The sequence below is a fragment of the Streptomyces sp. NPDC031474 genome, assembly GCF_055581185.1.
The window spans coordinates 135,557-156,470 of the sequence record NZ_JBVIJX010000003.1; the positions used below are offsets into that span (position 1 = coordinate 135,557).

At 74.1% G+C, this 20,914-nt stretch carries 2 protein-coding genes; both read right to left on the reverse strand.

What is annotated here, in order from left to right:
• Positions 1-82: 82 nt before the first annotated feature.
• Positions 83-2,491, reverse strand: a complete 2,409-nt coding sequence (locus ACZ5SK_RS06115; RefSeq protein ID WP_334581864.1) for a LuxR C-terminal-related transcriptional regulator — start codon at positions 2,489-2,491, stop codon at positions 83-85.
• Between the two features lie 203 nt (positions 2,492-2,694).
• Entirely contained in the window at positions 2,695-20,733 is an 18,039-nt protein-coding gene (locus ACZ5SK_RS06120; RefSeq protein ID WP_468575435.1) for an SDR family NAD(P)-dependent oxidoreductase, read from the reverse strand.
• Between the last annotated feature and the right edge of the window lie 181 nt (positions 20,734-20,914).

The window sequence follows — 20,914 nt, forward strand, 5'->3', positions numbered from 1 at the left end:
TGCCGGCGCGAAGGAACCGGGAGAGCGGCGGGCCGGCCATCGGCCTGCCGGAGGGGAGCGGGGTGCGCTCAGGCGCGCGCGGTCACCACCGCACGGTGTCCGTCGGGGGCGCGCCTTGGTAGAGCCGGGCGAGTTCCACTCGGGAACCGATGCCGAACTTGCGGTAGACGTTGCGGAGATGGAAATTGACAGTGTTGGGTGACAGGTCGAGCTGTTCCGCGACCTGCCGGTTGGTCATTCCCTGGACCACGAGTTCGGCCACCGCCCGTTCGGAACCTGACAGCAGGGGCTGGTTCCCGGTGGCGCGCGGCTCGGGTGTCTGCGCGGACAGCGGACCCAGCCCGGCGAGGGTGCGGCGGGTGCGTTCGGCGCCGGACAGGTCGCCCGCCTTCTCGTACTGGTGACGGGCCCTGGCCAGTCCCAGTTCGACGGCGAGACGGTTCGGTGCGTCCACGCTCGCCAGCAGGCCGATGAGATCCTCGACCGCCGAGGCGGCGGCCCAGGGGTCGCGGTGTTCCCGGTCGGCGCGCCCGAGCAGCTCCGGGTCCCGCCGCCACAGCCCCTCGGCATGGAGGGCCGAGGCGGCGACGGGCGCGAAGTCGGAGTTGGCGTCGGCGAGCCGGCGCACCTCGGACGCCACGTCCCGGGCCAGCCTGGCGGCGCCGGCCGCGAGCGCGGTGCGCACCATCCAGGGCGCGGCTCCGGGCTCCTCGATGAACAGCGCCGGGGTGGAGATGAGGTGGGCGTAGCGGCCGAGCAGCAGCTCGGTCCCGTACACCGGTCCCTGCCGCTGCGTCGCCACCTGCAGGGCGACCCAGTCGGGCAGAGGGGTGCCGGACATGGCGCCCGTCGACTCGTTCCACTTGTAGCGCGCCACCAGCCGCTCCGCGCCGGCCGCCTGTCCGGAGCGTAGCGCGGCCTGGGCCTGGACGGCCCAGCACAGGGGCAGTGCCTCCCTGAGTCCCGCGGCGTTGACCGCGTCGGTGATGTCCTCGGCGGCCTGGGCGGCCAGGGAGGCCTCCCCCCACCGGAGCAGGAGCCTGGTGCGGGCGAGACCCGAGAAGAGGTCCGCCGTCGGTTCCTTGGCGTCCGAGTGGGAGGGCAGAGGGTAGTCGGCGGATTCCAGGAGCCACCGGGGTATCTCGGTCTCGCCGAGCAGGGACAGTTCCAGGGCGGCGAGGGGTGCCAGGCGGGCGAACGCGCCGCGGTCCCGCATGGCCAGGGCGAGTGACGCGGCCTCACGGCCACGCCGCAGGGACACGGAGGGCTGCCCGCCGAGCCGTGCGCAGGCGGCGAGGACCAGCAGGGCCAGGACCCGGGCGGCGGTGTCTCCGAACGGGCGGCTGGCGCCGAGGAGGGAAATGGCGAGGTCGTGGGCCTCGTCCATCCGGCCCTCCAGTAAGCACAGCTGGATACGGCGGGGCAGGGCGACCGTCGGGTCCGCGTCGGCGGTGTGCTCGGGGCCGGCGGAACGCTCCGCGAGGGGTGCGGCCGTGCGGGGCCCGACCCGCTGCGGGGGCCGGTCGAGGCCGCCGCGCAACGCCGACGCGGCCTCCTCGAACACCTTCTGCCGTACGGGGGGCGGGGTCGTCTCGGCGATGACCCAGCGGACCAACTCGTAGCAGAAACCGAGTTCGTCGCCCCGGCGTTCGATGATTTTGGCGTCGATGGCCTGCTGAACGCTGGCGGCGAGCCGGGCGGCGGACCCGGTGAACACGGCGACGAGGCTGTCGACGCTGCAAGCGGGGCCGAGGGCGGCGGCGGTCCGCACCAACTGCTGTGTGTCGTGGTCGAGTTCGTTGAGCATGCAGGTCACCGTGGTGCGCAGCCGGCTTGGCACGGCGGTGTGGTCGTACACCGCCAGGCCCCCTCTGATCGTCACCTGGCCGTCCTCCAGCAGCCCCTGCGCCAGGGACACCGCGAGCAGCGGGTTGCCGGCCGCGTCGTCGGCGAGCTTGAGCAGGCCGGCGTCCGGCGGTGCGCCGAGAATGTCCGTGATGACGTCCCGGATCGCGTCGCGGCCGAGTCCCTGGAGTTCGATGCGGGTGCACCCGGCCTCTTCCAGACCGGAGACGAACCGGTGGCCTTCGAGGCCGTAGGTGCCGCTGCACAGGGTGATCAGGCTGAACCAGGGCCGGCCCTGGCGCCGCGCCAGCGTCGCCCGCATCCGGGCGAACACCTCCGGATCCGCACTCAGCAGGGTGTCGTCCAGGACGGCCAGGACCGGCCGGTCGGGGAGGTCCGGCTCGTCCCCGAAGTCCTCCGAGCCGAAGGACACGACGACGAACCCGTTCTCCTCGGCGGTCCGGCCGACCTCCTGCACGAGGCGGGTCTTGCCGTACCCGCGCGGGCCGAGGACCAGCGCTGTGCCGCCCTGCCCTGCGGCCGCCTCGGACAGTGCCGTCCGCAGGACTTCGGCCTCCCTGTGTCTGCCTCGCAGCGGCCGACTACCCTGCATGGCGTCGCGGAGTTCGTCCGGGGACGAGGCCATTTCGCCGAAGTGCGGGGAAATGAACGTCTCGCATGGCGTCGCGGGCTCCACTGGTAAGGGAGTAAGTGGCGAAGTTACCTTAATCTTAAATGAGTTACCGGTGGTAGCTGTGCATTCTCCGAGAGTCGCCGGTTCCTCGAACCCCCCGGAGATCTGCCCCACTCCGGACACCGCCCCGATCCGCGTTCCTGCTTCTTGTGCACTCATTCGGTGACCGCCGTTCCGTTCGCCGCCGCGTGGTGCGGCGCCGCACCCCGGTCGGTGGGCTTGAGCGCCCGCAGCAGTTCCTCGACCTGACCGTCGGACAGGGCGTCGATCATGTGCTCCAGGTCTGCGGCCACCGGCTCCTGTGGCGGCATCGGCACCCGAACCCCCGGTTCGGGCTTCGTGTCACCCACGGCGTCCGGTCGCTCGGCGAGGAGCCAGCGGGCGAGCCGGCCGATGGTGATCTGCTCGAACAGCAGCGTCGTCGGCACCCGGCCCACGTGCTCCTCCAGCGCGGTGTTCAGCTGCAGCACCACCAGGGAGTCGATGCCATACGTTTCGAAGGTCGCGTCCGGATCGAGCTGGTCCGGCGCCATCTCCAACACGCGGGCGAAGACCCCTCGTACCAGCTCTTCGGCGGCCGCGTACCGGTCGGAGGCGGGGGCCGCCGTGTCGCTCGGGGTGCGACGGCCCGGCGGCGCCGGGGCGGCGGTGTCCGCCCGCCCGTTCGCGGGAGCCGTGTCCCGGTGGACGACGAGGCCGTCGCTGACGGCCGCGACCAGGCTCTGGACGGCGGGACCCTCCTGCGGCAGACCGTGGGTGACGGCGTGCCGGAAGCCGCAGTCGGTCATCACGTCGCGCCAGGCCGCAGCGCTCAGCAGCGGGGTGCCGGGGATCCGGTGCTCCGGGTCCTCGAAGGCCCACCAGCCGTCGGTCAGCCCGAAGACGAGCGTCATCGCGTGATCGGCCCGGGTCCCCTCGCTGGCGAGGAACAGCCCGTTCGGCCGCAGCAGGGACTTCACGTGCTCGACGGTGCGGTGGATGCGCCGGGTGGCGTGGAAGACGTTGGTGCCCAGCACGATGTCGAACGCGCCCGGCGCGAAGCCCTGTGTCTCGGGGCCGGTCTCGATGTCGAGGACCCGGAAGTCCGTGAACGGGTGGCTGTCCGCGAACAGTTGCGAGCCGTGCCGGACGAACCCTGCGGAGACGTCGGTGTAGGTGTACTCCACCCGTCCGGCGTAGGGCGCGAGCGCGGCCAGCACGTCGCGCGTGGTGCCGCCGGTGCCGGCCCCGACCTCCAGTACCCGGATCCGCGCGCCCGGATCGGCGGCCAGCCGCTCGGCGGCGTACCGGCCCACCACGGCCGCCAGGTGGGCGCCGATCCCGTCGATGACGGCGTTGCCGCGGTAGACGGCGCCCACGGCGTCGAGCGATCCGCCGGGGAAGAGCACTTCGGTGGCGTCGGTACGGCCGGCCAGGACGTCCGGCAGTTCCCGCGTGCAGCGCAGCAGCAGGTCGGCCACGGCGGCGGTCCAGGGCCGGCCGGACGGCAGCCGCCCGCGCACGGCGCCGGGGTCGGCCAGGGCGAGTCGCGCTTCCTCTTCCTCCACCACGGGCAGGGCGACGATCCCGTCCCCGTCGCGGCGGACGAACCCGGCCGAGACAAGCAGTTCCAGCAGCACGCCGTACAGGCGCTCGTGGCGGTCCACCACGCCCAGCGCGCCGCGCAACTCGGCGACGGTACGGCGTTCCCCGGCGTGACACAGGACGCCCGCTCGCTGCCACGCGGCCAGCAGCAGGACCCGGCCGAGCCGGTCCAGCGCCCGCGAGTCCTCGAGCTGCTCCCCGACCGTCCGCCGCCCGCTCTCGTCGATTCGCGGCGGCTCGACGGCGGCGGTCACGGGGAGCGGTGAGGTGGGCAGCGAACGGACGCGTACGGCCGGGTCGGCGCCGAGGGCGCGAAGGATCGGCTCGGTGGCCCTGGTGGCCAGGATCTGCGGCAGTCCGGAGGCGAGGAAACGCTCCAGTGTGTCCATGCCCTCGCGGGCGCCGATCGGCCGGATCCCGGCGGCCACCAGCCGACGCAGGATCTCCTCCCTCTCAGGGTCCCCGCCGGCGTGCCAGTAGCCCCAGTTCAGGATGCGCACCGGATGGCGGGCCGTGCGGGAGAGGTGGCGGGCGAGGGAGTCCGCGAAGGCACAGCCCGCCGCGTATCCCGCCTGGCCGTTGTTGCCGGCGAAGGAGACGCCGGACGAGTACAGGAGCAGGAAGTCCAATGGCTCGTCCCGCACCGCCCGGGCGAGGTTCCACGTCGTGTCGGTCTTGCCGGCCAGGGCGGTGTCCAGGGCGTGCTCGTCGAGGTCTCGCACGGGCGTGGCGCCGAGGACCATCGCGGAGTGGATGACACCGTGCAGCACGCCGAACCGCTCCTTGGCACGGACGACGGCCTCGCGCAGGGCCACCGGGTCGGTCGCGTCGCACACCAGGTGCAGCACCTCCCCGCCGGCGCGCTCGATCTCGGCGATCCGCGCCGCTTGCCGCGCGTTGGGAGCGGTGCGGCCGAGGAGGACGAGCCGCGCCCGGCGGGTGCGGGCCAGGTGGTGCGCGGTGTCGAGGCCGATGGCGCCCAGCCCGCCGAGGATCAGATACACGCCTTGGTCGCGGAAGCGGATGCCGCTCTCGGCCGGCGCGGGCAGGTCGACGGGTTCGAGGTGCAGGGTGCGGCGCACTCCGCCGCGCAGCGACACCGCGCGGACGCGGGCGGCGAACGGTTCCGCGACGACCTGCGCGGCGAGGTCGGCGGCCTCGTCGCCCCGCAGGTCGACATACGCGGTCCGCAGCGCGGGGTACTCCTTGTCCAGTACGGAGCAGTAGCCCCACAGCCCGGCCGACCAGGGCCGCGACGGCTCGTCCTCGCACAGCGGCAGGGCACCCACGGTGACGACCTTCAGGCGGGACTCCGCGCCCCGTGGCGGCAGGCCCCGGACGAGGCGGTGGAGGGCCACGACCTCGGCGCGGGCCTCAGCGGCCGGCGCCGTGCCGTGTTCGGTGATCTCTTCGGTACCGGCGAGGAAGTACACCAGGTCCGGGACGGGCTGCCCGGTGGCCGCGGGTGTGTCCGTGTCGTCGGCCGACCGCCACAGATGGCGGACCTCGTCGCCCAGGTCTTGGTGCACCCGGCCGAGCGTGAGGGCCAGGTCCCGCGCCGACTCGGGAGCACTGAGGAGAACGGTCCGGCCGCCGGTGGGGGTGCGGCCGGGCAGCGGGGCGGGCAGTGGGGCGGGCACCCAGCGCGGCCGGTACGCGAACGAGTCATGCGCCGCGTCCGTCTCCTCGCCGCGCTCCACGGGGACCGGGCGGCAGGCCACGTCGCGGAAGCGCACACAGACCTGGCCGGTGTCGTCCAGGAGCGCGACGTCGTATCGGTGTCCGCCCAGCGCGGTCACATGCGCCCAGCCGTCGGCCGGCACCTGCCGCAGCAGGTGTACCTCGTCGGCGGAGAAGGGCATCAGAACACCGTCGTCGGGTCCGAGCAGACCGGCGATGGTGTGCAGCGCGGCGTCCGCCATGCCCGGGTGCAGGGCGTGCCGTCCGCCGGGAGCGCGGTGGGCCGACGGCAGACTGAGCCGGGCCAGCGCCTCTCCGTCGCCCGTCCACAGCCGCTCGACGATCCGGAAGTAGGGGCCGTAGCCCAGCCCGCGTCCCGCGAGATCGGCGTACAGCTCGTCGCCGGTTCGGGCAGCCCGGCAGCGTTCCCGAACGGCCTCGACGGACACACTCGCGCCGTCCGACGTGTCCGGCTCGGTCAGGACGCCCTCGGAGTGCAGGACATCGCCGCCGCCGTGGATCTCGTAGCGTACGGCCTCGCCGTCCTGCCGGGTGCTCAGGACCAGTTCGGCCGCGGTGCCGTCGACGACGACGGGCGTGCGCCAGCGCACGTCGCGCAGTGCGCGGGGCGGGCCGGGCAGCTCGGAGAACACCAGGTCGAGGTGGGCGACTCCGGGCAGGATGCTCCGGCCGCGCACCAGGTGGTCGCGCAGGACCGGGTCGGCGGGGTCCAGGGTGCGTCGGCGCACACCCGGTTCACCGGGGGAACGCGCGAGGCCCACCGCCGGACGCACCCTTTCCCCGGTTTCCCCGGCGGATCCCGCCGGTTCGTCCCGGCGAGGGGTGAGCCAGTGCCGTCGGCGCTCGAACGGGTAGGTCGGCAGGGTGATCCTGTGTGCGGTGCGGCCCCGTCCCCGCTGGAGCACGGCCGCGTCCAGGGACATCCCCGACACCCACAGTCGGCCGAGCCGGTCGAGGTCGCCCGAGGCCGCCAGGGCGTACGCCAGGTCACGCCCCTCCGCGATCCCCGTGAGCAGGTCGCTGACGGCCGCGTCGGCCCCGGCTCCGCCCCGGACGACCCGGTCTCCGGCCTCGTCGCGGGCGAACGCCTCCAGGACGTCCACCGCCTCGTCGAGGCCGTACACGGTGACCGCCAGCCTTTCGGCCATGGCCTCCCGGCCCGCGAGCAGGGTGTGGGCCACGTCGGCGAGCGCGGGGGGCCGGTGGGCATCGCGTTCCCGGCGCAGGAAGGCGGCCAGCCGGGCCGCTTGGGCGCGCAGCCGGTCCTCCGTCCGGGCGGACAGTGTCAGCAGTTCGGGGCGGCCGGCGTCCGGGTCGGCGGGGCGGTCCTCGGCCCCGGCGGCGACGTACTCCTCGACGACCACGTGGGCGTTGGCGCCGCCCGCGCCGAAGGAGCTGACGGCGGCCCGGCGGGGACCGTCGGCGGGCGCCCGCCAGTCGGCGAGTTCGCGCTGCACCCGGAACGGGGAGGCGGTGAAGTCGATGACCGGGTTCAAGTCCCGTGCGTGCAGCGACGGGACGAGCTGACCGTGCCGCAACTGCAGGACCGCCTTGGTGAGTCCGGCGATGCCCGCCGCGCCCTCGAGGTGGCCGATCACCGACTTGACCGAGCCGAGGGCGCAGAAGCCTTGATCCTCGGTGTGGGTGCGGAACGCCCGCTCCAGCCCTGTGTGTTCGATGGGGTCGCCGAGCGCGGTGCCGGTGCCGTGCGCCTCGACGCAGCCGATCGTGCGGGCGTCGACGCCGGCCCGATGCAGGGCCTCCTCGATCAGCGCCTGCTGGGCACGCGGGTTGGGCACGGTGAGTCCGCTGGTGCGCCCGCCGTGGTTGACGACGGTCGAGCGGATCACGGCGTGGATGCGGTCGCCGTCCGCCTCGGCCTGCGACAGCCGCTTGAGCAACACCGCGCCCACGCCCTCGCCGGGTACGTAGCCGCTGCCGCCGTCGCCGAACGACCGGCATCGGCCGTCCTTGGCGAGCATGGTCATCCGGCTGAGGTGCACGTACTTGTCCGGGTGCACCGCCACGTTCACCCCGCCCGCGATCGCCAGGCCGCACTCGCCCCGGCGGATGCTCTCGCAGGCCAGGTGCAGAGCGACCAGGGAGGAGGAGCACGCGGTGTCCACCACGAGGCTGGGGCCCCGGAAGTCCCCGAAGTACGACACGTGGTTGGCGATCGAGGAACGGTTGGCGAGGACGGTGACGGGGTTGCCCCGGAAGGACTCCTCGGCGGCGAGCACCGCGTAGTCGCCCCACATCACCCCGACGAACACGCCGACGTCACGGCCCTCGGCGCCGAAACGCGGCCGGGGCAGGGCGTCGAGCGGATACCCCGCGTCCTCCAGGGCGGACCAGGCGGTCTCCAGGAAGAGCCGCTCCTGCGGGTCCATGACCTTGGCCTGGGCCGGGGAGAGCCGGAAGAAGAGCGAGTCGAAGGCGTCGACGTCGTCGAGGAACCCGCCCCAGCGACTGTAGCTGCGGCCCGCTGCCCTGGGGTCCGGGTCGAACAGGGCGTCGGAGTCCCAACGGTCGGTCGGCACCTCGGTGACGCAGTCGCGCCCGGCGCGGAGGTTCTCCCAGAACTCGTCCAGGTCCCGGGCCTTGGGATAGCGCCCGCTCATCCCGATGATCGCGATGGGCTCGTCGGCGGTGGGGCGGAGGCCGTGACCGGCCGGGGACGGAGTGACACGGGCGGTGACGGAGGCGCGCCGCGGGGCGGGGGACACGGCCGGAACCGGGGCGGGGGGCTGACCGGGTCCGGTCACCACCGGTCCTTCGGCCTCCCGTGGCTCGTGTTCGCCGAAGCGCCGGGCCACCGTCCCGGAGTGCTCGCGTATCAGGAAGTCGGCGACCTCCTCTACGGTGCGGTACTCGAAGAACAGAGTGCCGGGCAGTCCGGGGAAGTCCCGACCCAGCAGGGTGTTGGCCTCCATGACCATCACCGAGTCCAGCCCGTAGGAGTCGAGTTCGGTCCGCCCGTCCAGCCTGGCTGGGGCGAGCCGCAGCACACCGGCGAGGCGGGAGCGGACGTGCTCCACCACCCGGGAGCGCAGGGCACCCACGACGGGGGCGGGTTCCCCGGCCGGCCGCGGATCCGGTTCCGGTACGGCGGACTCGCGGGCGCCGGTGTCATCGATTCCGAGCGCCCGGTCGGCAGCGGCCGCGTCGGCGACGGCCGGCAGCAGCAGCGGTGCCTCGTGGGTCCAGGCCTGCTCGAACAGTTCGATGCCTTCGTCGGCGGTGAGCGGGCGCATCCCGGTGGCGGCCCGGTAGCGCTCGACCTCACCGGGATCCAGCGCGGAGTCGACTCCGCCGACCGCCCACAGCGGCCAGGCGAGCGACAGGGTGCGGCCGTGCCGCCGCCCCTCGCGCACCCACTGCGCGCGGGTGCCGGCGTAGGCGTCGAGGAAACGGTTGGCGGCGGCGTAGCTGCCGGCGCCGAAGTCGCCGAGCGCGCCGGAGACGGACGAGAAGAGCACGAAGAGGTCGAGAGGTTCGTCCCTGGTGAGGACGTCCAGATGGACGGTGCCATGGGTCTTGGCCGCGAGGACCGTTTCGAAGCGGGTCCGGTCGGCACCGTGCACCGGAGTCGGGTCGAAGGTTCCGGCGGCGTGGAAGACCCCGTCGAGCCGTCCGAACCGCTGCCGGGTCTCGGCCAGGGCCCGCCGCACGTCATCGGCGTCCGCGACGTCACCGCGCACCGTCAGGACGTCGGCACCCAGCGCGATGAGCCGGTCGACCTCGGCGCGGGCGGCGTCGGCGAGGGGGCGGCGGTTCATCAGCACCAGCCGGGCCCGGTACCGCTCGGCGAGGTGGCGGGCGAAGACCAGGCCGATGCCTCCGCCTCCGCCGGTGATGAGGTAGACCCCGCGCTCCCGCAGAGGGACGGCGCCGGCCCCGGTCGCCGGCACTGACGCCGCCCGGCGCGCCACGCGCTCCAGGCGTCGGCCGTCGGCGTCACGGCGGAGTTCGGCCGTCCGCCGCGCGGGGCCGGCCGCGAACTCGGCCGCCACCGTGCGGGCGAGTTCCCCGGCCGACGGGACTGGAGCGTCGTGGCGTACCGCGCGGAACCACAGCCGCGGCCGTCCGCCCTCGGCGGCCCGGGCCAGGCCGATGAGGGTCTCCTGTTCGGGGCGCCCGGTGTGCGCGTACAGGACGCGCAGGGTGTCGTGGCCGCCGTCGCGGGCCGCGTGGAGCAGGTACAGCAGCGGAAACAGTCCGGTGGTGAACGCGGCGTCCGGCAGGGCGTATTCATCGGTGGGACCGGGGGCGGCCAGGTCCCACAGGTGGACGACGTCCGGGGCGGGGCGGGCGCCGTGACCGGTGACGTCGGCCAGCAGGCGCCGGAAGTGGTCGGGGGCGGCGGGGTCCAGGACGTACGCGTCCGCGCCGTCGGTGCCGTAGCGGTCGCCGGAGGACACCTGGACCACCCGGGACCAGCCTCCGGTGCGGGCGAGCTGCCGGACCTGCTCGGGATCGGGGGTGAGGGCGAGCAAAGTGTCCGCCGCACGCCCGTCCGGGCCGGTGGCTGTCGGCGGCAGGGCCCGGGGCTCCCATCCGAACTCGTAGAACAGCGGTTCGCCGGCCGGGGACGCGGAGGTCGCCGGGGTGGTGCCAAGGACGCGTCCGGCGAAGTCGCGGATGCGGACGGCCTCCGTCCCGTTCTCGTCGGTGATCACCACGTCGAACCGCTGTACGGCCGTAGCCCGTGCCCCGCCGCCGGCCGCAGGCACGGCGTGGGCGAGGCAGACCGGCGGGAGCGGTCTGAGGATGTCGATCTCGCCGAGGGAGAAGGGCACGACCAGGTCGTCGGCGCTCGGCGCGGTGTGCCGGTTCATCCAGTGCACGGACCGGAGCAGGCCGTCGAGCAGGGTGGGCGGCAGCACGAAGTCGCCCTGGGACAGCTCCTGTTCGGACAGCTGCGCCTCGACCAGCACCTCGTCGGTGCCGATCCGTACCTCCCGCGTCACCTGGAAGGAGGGGCCGTAGTGGAAACCGGCCCGCCGGTAGTCGTCGTAGGTCTCGGCGGCGCTGCGGGTGACACCGCAGCGACGGCGCGTCCCCTCGATGTCCCGTGGCGGTCCGGCGGGGGCGGGGGCCGTGGTGACGGCGGTGCCGCGTACGTGGGTGACGCGTCCGCCGTCGTCCGTCCGGCTGTACACCTCGAACGCCACGGCGGCACCGGAGTCGGTGGTGTCCGCGCCACCCTCGGCGCGGAGCGCGACGTAGACGTCGAGGGTGGCGGCCACGACCTCGACCGGCCGTCCCCACACCACGTCACGCAGCCGTCCGGGAGCCCGGCCGGCGGCGCGTTCGACGGCGGCGCGGGTCATCTCCAGGAGCGCGGTTCCGGCCAGCAGCCGGCGGCCGGCCACTTCGTGGTCGGCGAGCAGGGCGTCGTCGCGGCGCAGGGTCGTGCGGAACCTGGTCTCCGTGAGGGTGGACTCGTTGGCGTGCAGCAGCGGGTGGAGGAACGCCGCGCCGGGTGCGGTGGCCGGGCGGGCGGTCAGGGCGTCGCCCAGCCAGTACCGCTCTTCGGCGAACGGGTACCCGGGGAGCGGGACCCGGCGCGGCGTGCGGGCGCCGGCGGGCGGGGCGACGGGGGACCCTTCGGGGTCCGCTCCGGCGACCCACCGGCCGGCCTGTGTGAGGGGATCGGTGTCCGGTGCGAAGGTCCCCTGCCGTGCGCCGGCGCGACCGTGCCACAAGCCGGCCGGGACGGCGGCGCCCTCGGCGAAGGCGGTCAGGGCGGCGGCGAGGGCGGCACCTTCGTCGGTGACCACGGCCAGTCGCTCGGCCATCGGCTCGCGGCCCCACAACAGCGTGTGCGCCACATCGCCGAGGTCGACATGGGCGGTGTGCAGGAAGCGGGCGAGGCGGCCGGCGTGGACGCGCAGCCGCTCCTCGTCCCGGGCGGACAGCACGTACAGCAGTGGACGCGCGGTGCGCTGTGCGACAGCGGCCCGGTCGGCCGCGGGGGTCGTCGCCGGTGCCTCGGAGACGACGACGTGGGCGTTGGAACCGCCCGCGCCGAAGGAGCTCAGCGCGGCCCGGCGAGGCGCGTCGGCGGGGGCCGGCCAGTCGGCCCCCGCGCGCTGCACCCGGAACGGGGAGCGGGCGAAGTCGATGTTCGGGTTGGGGTGTTCGGAGTGCAGGGAGGGCACCAGCCGGCCGTGCCGCATCTGGAGCAGCACCTTGGTGAGCCCTGCGATGCCCGCGGCGGCCTCCAGATGACCGATGTTCGACTTCAGCGAGCCGATCGGGCAGTACTGCGTGTCCGGGCCGTCGCCCTTTCGGTGGGCGGCGTCCCGCTCGACCGCCTCGAAGGCCTTGCGCAGCCCGGTGATCTCGATCGGGTCGCCGAGCGAGGTGCCGGTGCCGTGCGCCTCGACGCAGCCCAGGTCGCGGGGGGAGACACCGGCCTGGCGCAGGGCCTGTTCGACGACGCGCTGCTGGGCGTTGGGGTTCGGGACGGTGTAGCCGTTCGTACGGCCGCCGTGGTTGACGGCGTGGCCGACGATCACACCGTGGATGTGGTCGCCGTCGGCCAGGGCACGGCGCAGCGGCTTGAGGAGCACCGCGCCGACGCCCTCGCCCGGCACGTACCCGGTGCCGCCGTCGCCGAAGGACCGGCACCGGCCGTCGGACGAGGCGAACCGGCCCTGGCTGAGGTAGACGTACTTGTGCGGGTGGAGGGAGAGGTTGACGCCACCGGCCAGGGCCAGTTCGCTCTCGCCGTCGCCGAGGCTCCGGCAGGCCAGGTGGAGCGCGGTCAGGGAGGAGGAGCACATCGTGTCGACGGCCATGCTGGGGCCGGTGAGGTTCAGTACGTACGACACCCGGTTGGCGATGGAGGCGTGCAGCGAGGCGGGCACCGGTCCCTCACCGCGCAGGACGCGCTCGGCGCCGTAGAGCTGGTACTCGGCGTACATCGCGCCGACGAAGACGGCGACGGGGCGTCCGGCGAGGTCGGCGGGCCGGTAGCCGGCGTCCTCCACCGCGTGCCACGCGGTCTGCAGGAACAGCCGCTCCTGCGGGTCCATCAGCTCGGCCTCGCGCGGCGCGATGCCGAAGAACAGCGGGTCGAACCGGTCCACGCCGTCGAGGAACGCGCCCCATTTCGTGTACGCACGGCCGGGTGCGGGCTCGCCCTCCTGGAAGTAGCGGCCGTGCTCCCAGCGCTCCGCCGGCACCTCGGTCACGCAGTCACGGCCCTCGACCAGGTTCTGCCAGAAGGCGTCCAGGTCGGCGGCCTGGGGGTAACGGCCGCTCAGGCCGATGATGGCGACTGCGTCCTCGGGGCAGGTGTCGTGGGCGAGCCGGCCGTCACGGAGAAGGGACACCTGCGGTTGCGCGGGCGCGGCGTCGGCCTCGGTCACGGGTGCGGGCACGGCGCCGGTCACGGCGCCGGTCACGGGTGCGGGTGCGGGTGCGGGTGCGGGTGCGGGTGCGGGTGCGGGTGCGGGTGCGGGTGCGGGTGCGGGTTGCGCGGCCGGGGCGAGTTCACGCAGACGGTCCGCCTGCTCCGCGACGAAGTGGTCGGCGAGTTCGTCGAGGGTCGTGTACTCGAAGAAGAGGGTCTTGGAGAGTTCCCCGAAGCTCTCCTCCAGAGCGGAGTTGAGCTTGACGATCAGCAGCGAGTCGATGCCGTAGCTGTCCAGTGGCGTGTCGGCGTCGATGCCCGCGGGGTCCAGCTTCGTCTGTGCGGCGAGCAGCGCGCGCAGCAGGTCCCTGGCGACGGCGCGCAGGTCGGGCTCCGCGGTGGACGGCGTGGCGGGCTCGGTCACGACGTGGGCCTCCACGGCCTCGGGTGCGGGTGCGGGTGCGGGTGCGGGTGCGGGTGTCGTCGGCGCGGTCCCGGAGTCGGTGTGCGCGACGCGTACCGCGCCACCGCGCAGGGTGAGGGCGGTCTCGAAGGCGGCGAGTCCGACCGGGGTGGGCAGGGCCGCGGATCCCAGCGTCTTCTCCAGCAGGGCCGCCGAGGTGTCGTCCGGTCGCATGCCGCCGGCCTGCCACAGCGGCCAGCCGATCGACAGCGACCGGCCGCTGCGCCGTCCGTCCGCCACCAGGCGTTCGCGCACTGTCATGGCGTGGTCGAGGAAGGCATTGGCGTAGGCGTAGTCGGCCTGGCCGACGTTGCCCGAGGACGCGACGGCCGACGAGAACGTCACGAAGAAGTCCAGGGGATGACCGGCGGTCAGCCGGTCGAGGTGGACCGTGCCGTGGACCTTGGGAGCGAGTACGGTCTCCAGCTCCTGTGCCGTCTTGCCGACCAGGAAGGAGTCCCGCAGGACCCCTGCCGCGTGGATCACGCCGTGCAGCGTGCCGTGCTCGGCGGTCACCGCCGACACGATCCCCCGGACGTCCTCCTCGCGGCCGACGTCGGCCCGCAGGTGACGGACCGTCGCACCGGAGGCGGTCAGCGCCTCGATCCGCTCGCGCGCGGACCCGTCGGGGGCGCTGCGGCTCACCAGGACGAGACGGGCCCGCACCCGGGCGGCGAGGTGCTCGGCGAGCAGCAGCCCGAGCCCTCCGGTGCCGCCGGTGATCAGGTACACACCGCGCTCGCGCAGGGGTGATTCGGCCGGTCCGGCGCCGGCCGGTGTCGCGACGGCCCGGTCGCGGCGGGCCAGGCGGATGCCCGCCACGTACCGGATCTCGGGCTCCCGCCCGGTGCCGGCTCCGAACTCTCGTACAAGGAGCGGCAGTTGGGTGGCGAGGGCGTCGGCTGCCACGCCGGCCGCCCGGTAGGCGAGGGCGGGGTTCTCCAGCCGGGCGGTGCGGGCGAAGGCGGCGACCGCGGCGTAGGCAGGCACGGCTTCGCCGCCGGCGTCCAGCGGGTGGAGGTAGAGCAGCCGTACCGGCCGGACGGGGCGCCGGGCCAGCAGGGCTTTGGTGAGGTGGAACAGGGAACCGATGCCGGTGTCGAGCCGGCCTGCGCCGAAGGCGTCCGACGCATCTGCCGTGAGGCTCCAGGCGTGCAGGATCCGGCCCGGGGCGATCCCGTCGGCGTCCAGAGCCGTCAGGAGGTCGGCGAGGGAGGAGGGTCGGGCGGCGTCCACTTCGTACGTGTGACGGTCGACGCGGCGGAATCCGGTGCCCGGCAGCGCCAGTACGACCGGGGTGTCCCGGTCACCGCGGTCCCGCAGCTCCCGGCCCAGGGCCTCGCGGCAGGCATCCGCCTCCGCGAGGAGCAGGACGGGACCGGTGCCGATGTCGTCGGCGTCGACGGGGAGGAGCGCGGGAGTCCAATGGGCGCGCAGGAAGGCGGTCGCCGGCTCCGGTTGTGGGGGTGGCGGCGACGCGGCGGGTACGCGGCGCAGCACGAGGTCCGTCACCCGGACGGCGACCGTGCCGTCCTCCTTGACCAACTCCAGGTCCAGATGGGCGACTTGGTCGCGCCGGGCGCCGCGCTCCGAGCGGGTCACCCGCACGGCGCACCGCCGGCCGGGGTCGGCCAGGAGCCGCAGCTCGCCGATCCCCATCGGCAGATATCCGCTCCCGTCCGCCTCGTCCGAGGCCGCGAGCAGACACACCGCTGCCTGGAGCGCCCCGTCCAGCAGGGCCGGGTGGAGCAGCAGTGTGCCGGGGCCGGCGAAACCGCCGGCGGCCAGCGAGGTCTCGGCGGACGCGGGCACCTCGATCTCGGCGACGGCCTCCTCCCCCGCGCGGTGGGCCAGGCCCCGGAGCGCGCGCAGGCTCGGGCCGTGGAGCAGCCCGCGCCGCCGAAGCAACGCGTAGCAGGCGTCGGGGGCGAGCCGGGTCGGGCAGCGTTCGCCGGCCTCGTCGAGGTCGACGCGCTCCGGGCTGGGCGGGGTGCCGTCCGGGACGAACTCGCCGGTCGCGTAGGCCGGTTCGCCAGGTTCGGCCGCCGACCCGCCGTCGGCGGTCACGGTGAAGCGCAGGACGGCCGTGTCCCGGGGCTCGAGCGTGATCCGTACGGTACGAGGGTCGCCGCGGAAGGAGAGCTTGCGGTTGAAGCCGACGTTCCGGAGCGAGCCGGTCCGTGCTCCCGTCGCCGACTCTCCCGCCGCGCGGGCCAGTTCGAGGTGGACGGCCGCGGGCAGCACGTGAACGCCGTGCACGACGTGGTCGGCGAGGTACGTCTCGTCCCCGCTCAGGACGATCTCCTGGCGAGCCGGGACCGGCACCGGCACCGGCACCGGAGCGGGCTCCGGCTGCACCTCCGGCGCGCTCGGCGCGGCCGACGCGACTGGCTCCAGCCAGTAGCGCCGCCCCTCGAACGGGTACGTCGGCAGGGGCACCCGGTGCCGCCGCTCCCCACGGTAGAACGCCGTCCAGTCGACCTCCGCACCGGCCAGCCAGGCCTCCCGCAGGGCGGCCTGCGGAGAGGTACGCCCGTCCGCCGTGAGGACGACCCCGGCGTGGGCGGTGCCGAGATCGCCGTACGGCAGGACGCGCGGACCCGGTTCGGAGCGGGTCCCCCGCTCCAGCGCGGCGAGGGCCTGCCCGAGGGAATGCCTGCCGGTGAGGCAACCGGCGACGAGTTCCCCGACGCCCTCGGCGTAGTAGGTCTCGGGGAGCAGACCCCAGTCCTGCCAGAGGCCGGCCAGGGCGTACTGGAGGGCGAAAGCCCGCCCCGGCGCCCCGAGCCGCAGGGCTCCGGCGGCGGTGCAGGCCTCGTATGCCTCGGCGAACGCCCTCTCCTCGGCCCATCGCACAGCCGTGGTCGCGAGTGCGTCGGGGTCCGTCGTATCGATCCCCGGGAGGGCGAGGACGACGGCGGGCGGAGTGAGTCCGGCGCGCCGCGTGTGCTCACCGTGTCCGGAGGTGTCCTCCAGCAGGCGTACGGCGTCGTCGGTGTCCCGGCACAGCAGTGCCCGCCGGTGGCGGTGGGCGGTGCGGCCGACGGCGAGCGTGTGGGCGACGTCCGCGAGCGGTACGTCGGGGTCCAGGCGCAGGTGCGCGGCAAGGCGGGCGGTGACGTGGTCGAGGGCGAACGGTGTGGCGGCCGACAGCAGCAGCAGTTGCTCGGGACGCGACGGGCCGGACGGCTCGCGTTCGGGTGCCTGCTCCAGGACCGCGTGGGCGTTGGTCCCTCCGACACCGAAGGAACTGATGCCGGCCCGCAGCGGCCCCTCCTCCACTGTCCACGACCGCAGCCGCGTGGCGACACGGAACGGCGATTCCCCGAACTCGATGGCGGGGTTGGGGCGTTCGTAGTTGATGCTGGGCACGATGGTCCGGTGGCGCAGCATCAGCGCCACCTTGATGAGACCGGCAACACCCGCCGCGGCGTCCAGGTGACCGATGTTGGGCTTCACCGTGCCGATGGCGCAGTAGCCGGTGGCGTCGGTGGTGCGGCGGAAGGCGCGGGTGAGGGCGTCGACCTCGACGGGGTCGCCGAGCCTGGTGCCCGTGCCGTGCGCCTCCACGTAGCTGATGGCTCTGGCGCCGACGCCGGCGGCGGCCTGGGCACGGGCGATCACCTCGGCTTGGCCGTGGCCCGAGGGCGCGGCGTAACTCACCTTCTGCGCACCGTCGTTGTTGGTGGCCGTGCCGAGGACCACGGCGTGCACGGTGTCGCCATCCCGTACGGCGTCGGACAGCCGTTTCAGGACGACCACGCCGGCGCCGTTACCGAAGACCGTGCCGCTCGCGTCGGCGTCGAAGGCGCGGATGTGCCCGTCGGCCGACAGGATCGTGCCCTGCTCGTACAGGTGGCCCTGTGCCTGGGGCGCGCGCAGCGCCACACCGCCGGCGAGCACGAGATCCAGTTCACCGCCGCGCAGCGCCTGGCAGGCCAGGTGGACGGCGACCAGTGAGGTGGAGCAGGCGGTCTGGACGGTGTAGCTGGCGCCGGTCAGGTTCAGCTTGTAGGCGACGCGGGTGGCCAGGTAGTCCTTGTCGTTGGCGAACGTGACGCTGAAGGACTGGGAGGTGGACGTCCGGTCCGTGGCGCCGAGGACGTTGTTGTGGAAATAGGTGTTGGGGGCGGCGCCGCCGAAGACGCCCACGGCTCCGGGCGGACGGGCGGCGTCATACCCGGCGTGCTCCAGCGCGGCGTGGCAGGTCTGCAGGAACAACCGGTGCTGCGGATCGGTCAGTTCGGCCTCGGCTGGGGTCATGCCGAAGAAGGGGGCGTCGAACAGCTCTCCCCCGGACAGCGCGCCGTACGCCTTCACATAGCGCGGGTCGTGGATGAGGGACGCGTGGACGTTGGCGGCGGCGAGCTCCTCGTCGCTGAGGCGCGCTATCGCCTCCCGGCCGCCGGTGAGCAGATTCCAGTACTCGTCGAGGTCGCCGGCGCCGGGGAGGTGGGCGGCCATGCCGATGACGGCGAAGGCATCGCGGTCTGTTCCTGTGCCGGCGTCGGTGTTCGTTCCCGTGCCGGAGGTCTCTGCCGCCCTCTCCGGTACGGGGGCCTCGCCTGCCCGGCGGCGCTGTTCGTCCGCGAGGTGGCGGGAGAGGCCGCGCGGTTCCGGGTGGTCGAAGACCAGGGTGCGAGGCAGCCGCAGGCCCGTGTCCCGCGCCAGTCGGTCCCTGAGTTCCACCGCGAGCGCGGAGGTGAATCCGAGGGCACCCAGCGAGCGGGCCGCCCAGTCAGGGTCCACCGTCTCCGGTGCGTCCGCGCCGAGGAGCGCGGCGACATGGGCGCCGACCAGCTCAAGGAGTTCGCGCTCGGTCGCGGCGGATGAACCGTCGGCGGCCGCCGCGCGCCGGGGAGCGGCGGCCTCGACCTCGTCCTCGGGCGCGGCGTCACCGTCGGAGTCGACGGTGTCCGCGGTGCCGGCCCGCCGGCTCCGACCGAACGGCTCGGCCCCCTCCACCGCCGCACCGCGCACGTACAGTTCGGAGAGCATGGCCAGCAGTGTGCGCCGGCTCCGCTGTCCGCGTCGCAGGGAGCCGACGGCGACCGCCTCGGCGTCGACTCCGGCCGCCTCCAGGACGCCGTTCACCCCCATCACCAGGACGGGGTGGGGGCTGACCTCGACGAAAACCCGGTAACCGTCCTCGACCTGGGCGCGGACGGCGCTCTCGAACTCCACGCGGTCCCGCAGGCTTCGGCACCAGTGGGCGGCGCCGAGCTCGGTGCCCCGCAGCAGTGCACCGGTGACGGAGGAACGCAACGGGATGGTCGTCGGCCCCGCCGCGACGCAGGCCAGTTCGTGCATCATGCGGTCGGTGATGCGGTCGACGTGCGCCGAGTGCGCGGCCAGCGGCACCCCGGCCACGCGGGCCGAGGCGCCGTCGGACTGGACGTCCTCGACGAACCTCAGCACCTCGTCCCGGTCACCGGAGACGAGCACCCAGTCCGGGCCGTTGACCGCGGCCAGCTCCACCCGGCCCCCGTAGGCGGCGAGACGCTCCCGTACTGCCTCGGCCGGCAGCTCCACCGAGGCCATGGCGCCCATGCCGGCGATGGTCTGCTGGATCCTGCTCGCCCGCGCGGACACCAGGGCGGCGTCCTGGAGCGACAACGCGCCGCTGACGTATCCGGCGACCATGTCGCCGATGCTGTGCCCGATCACAGCGTCCGGGTGCACGCCCCAGGAGCGCCACAACGCCGTGAGTGACGCCATGACCGTGAAGAGGGCCGGTTGGGCCACGTCCACCCGGTCCAGCGAGGCCGCGCCCGGCCGGTCGCGCAGCACGTCCGTCAGGGACCAGTCGAGGTGCGGTGCGAAGGCCTCGGCGCACCGCTCCGCCTCCTCCCGGAACGCGGGGCTGGAATCGAAGAGGTCCGCGGCCATGCCCTGCCACTGGGAGCCGTGCCCCGGGTACACGAACACGACCCGCCCGTCGGTCACCGACGTGGTGCCACGCACGACGCCGGCGTCGGGGCGGCCGGACGCGACGGCGGTGAGTCCGCGCAGGAAGTCCTGCGGCCGGCGGCCCAGCACCACGGCGCGGTGCGGATGCCCGGGCTGGGCGGCGGTCCGGACGGCGTCCGGCAGCCCGGACGGGCCCTGGGAGAACCACGCGGGAGCGCGCTCGACCAGATCCGCCAGCTCGGTGGCCTGCTGGGCGAGTGCCGCCGCGGTCGGAGCCGACAGCGGCCAGGGCCACTCCGGCTCGTCGGCGACGGCCGTCGCGGTCGTCTCGGTGGCATCGGCCTGCCGACCGGACTCCACAGCCCCGGGCGCCCGGTTGAGCGCCGGCAGCCTGACGCGCCGCCGCCGCTCGCCCTCGTACACCGCCGTCCAGTCGACCTCCGCGCCCGCGAGCCACGCCTTCCGCAGCGCTTCGAGGGGGGTGCCGGTATCGGGCCGCAGGACGAGGGGGTCGTCGGGGAAGTCCATTTCGCTTTCCAGGGGCTCCACCGTGAAGCGTGCCCTGCGTCGGCGGCCCTCGCCTGAGTCCGGCACACCGTGCGGGGAGTCGAGCAGGGCGACAGCCCGGCCCAGGGTGAGGGACTCCGCGGCCGCCTCGGCGGCGAGTCGACCCATTCCGGTCGCGTACACGGTTCGAGGAGACAGTCCCCATCTCATCCAGAGGCGGACCGTGGCATACGCGAAAGCGAAGACAGCTCCGGCATGACCGTGGTCCAGGGCACCCGCGCGACGGCAGGCCGCGTGGTGGCGTGCGAAGCCCGGGTGGACCCGCGCCGCCTCGGCAGCCAGCCGCTCGGCGTCCGGGATGTCGGCGGGCAGGACGAACACGAGCGGCTGCCCCGTGCTGGGGGCGCCGTCGCATCCGGCCCCGGCCGACAACTGCTCCAGCGCTTGTGCGGCCTGCTGCGCGTCCCGGCTCACGACCGCGACTCGGTACGGGCGAGCCTTCCTCGCCACGGCCAGGGTGTAGGCGGCGTCGGGGAAACTCTCCGTCTGCAGCCGCCGCAGCCGGGCCGCGGTCTCGGCCGTCGCCCTGTCCAGTGCCACGGCGGAGCCTGCGGACACGACAAGGAGGTATTCGCGGCCTCCGGCCGCAGCGACGGTCGTGGACACAGCCCAGCTCTCCCCACGTCATGGACGGTCCGGCACCGTTGCCGGACCCCAATGTTTTCGCTTTCAAGATTCATCGCGAATGCGGTGGCCGTCACCACCCAACCGAGTAGCTCACGGGACGTTTTCTCAAGTCAGGAGCTACTCATCCGGGTAGTCGCACAAGGCGTGCCGCCAGCCCCGG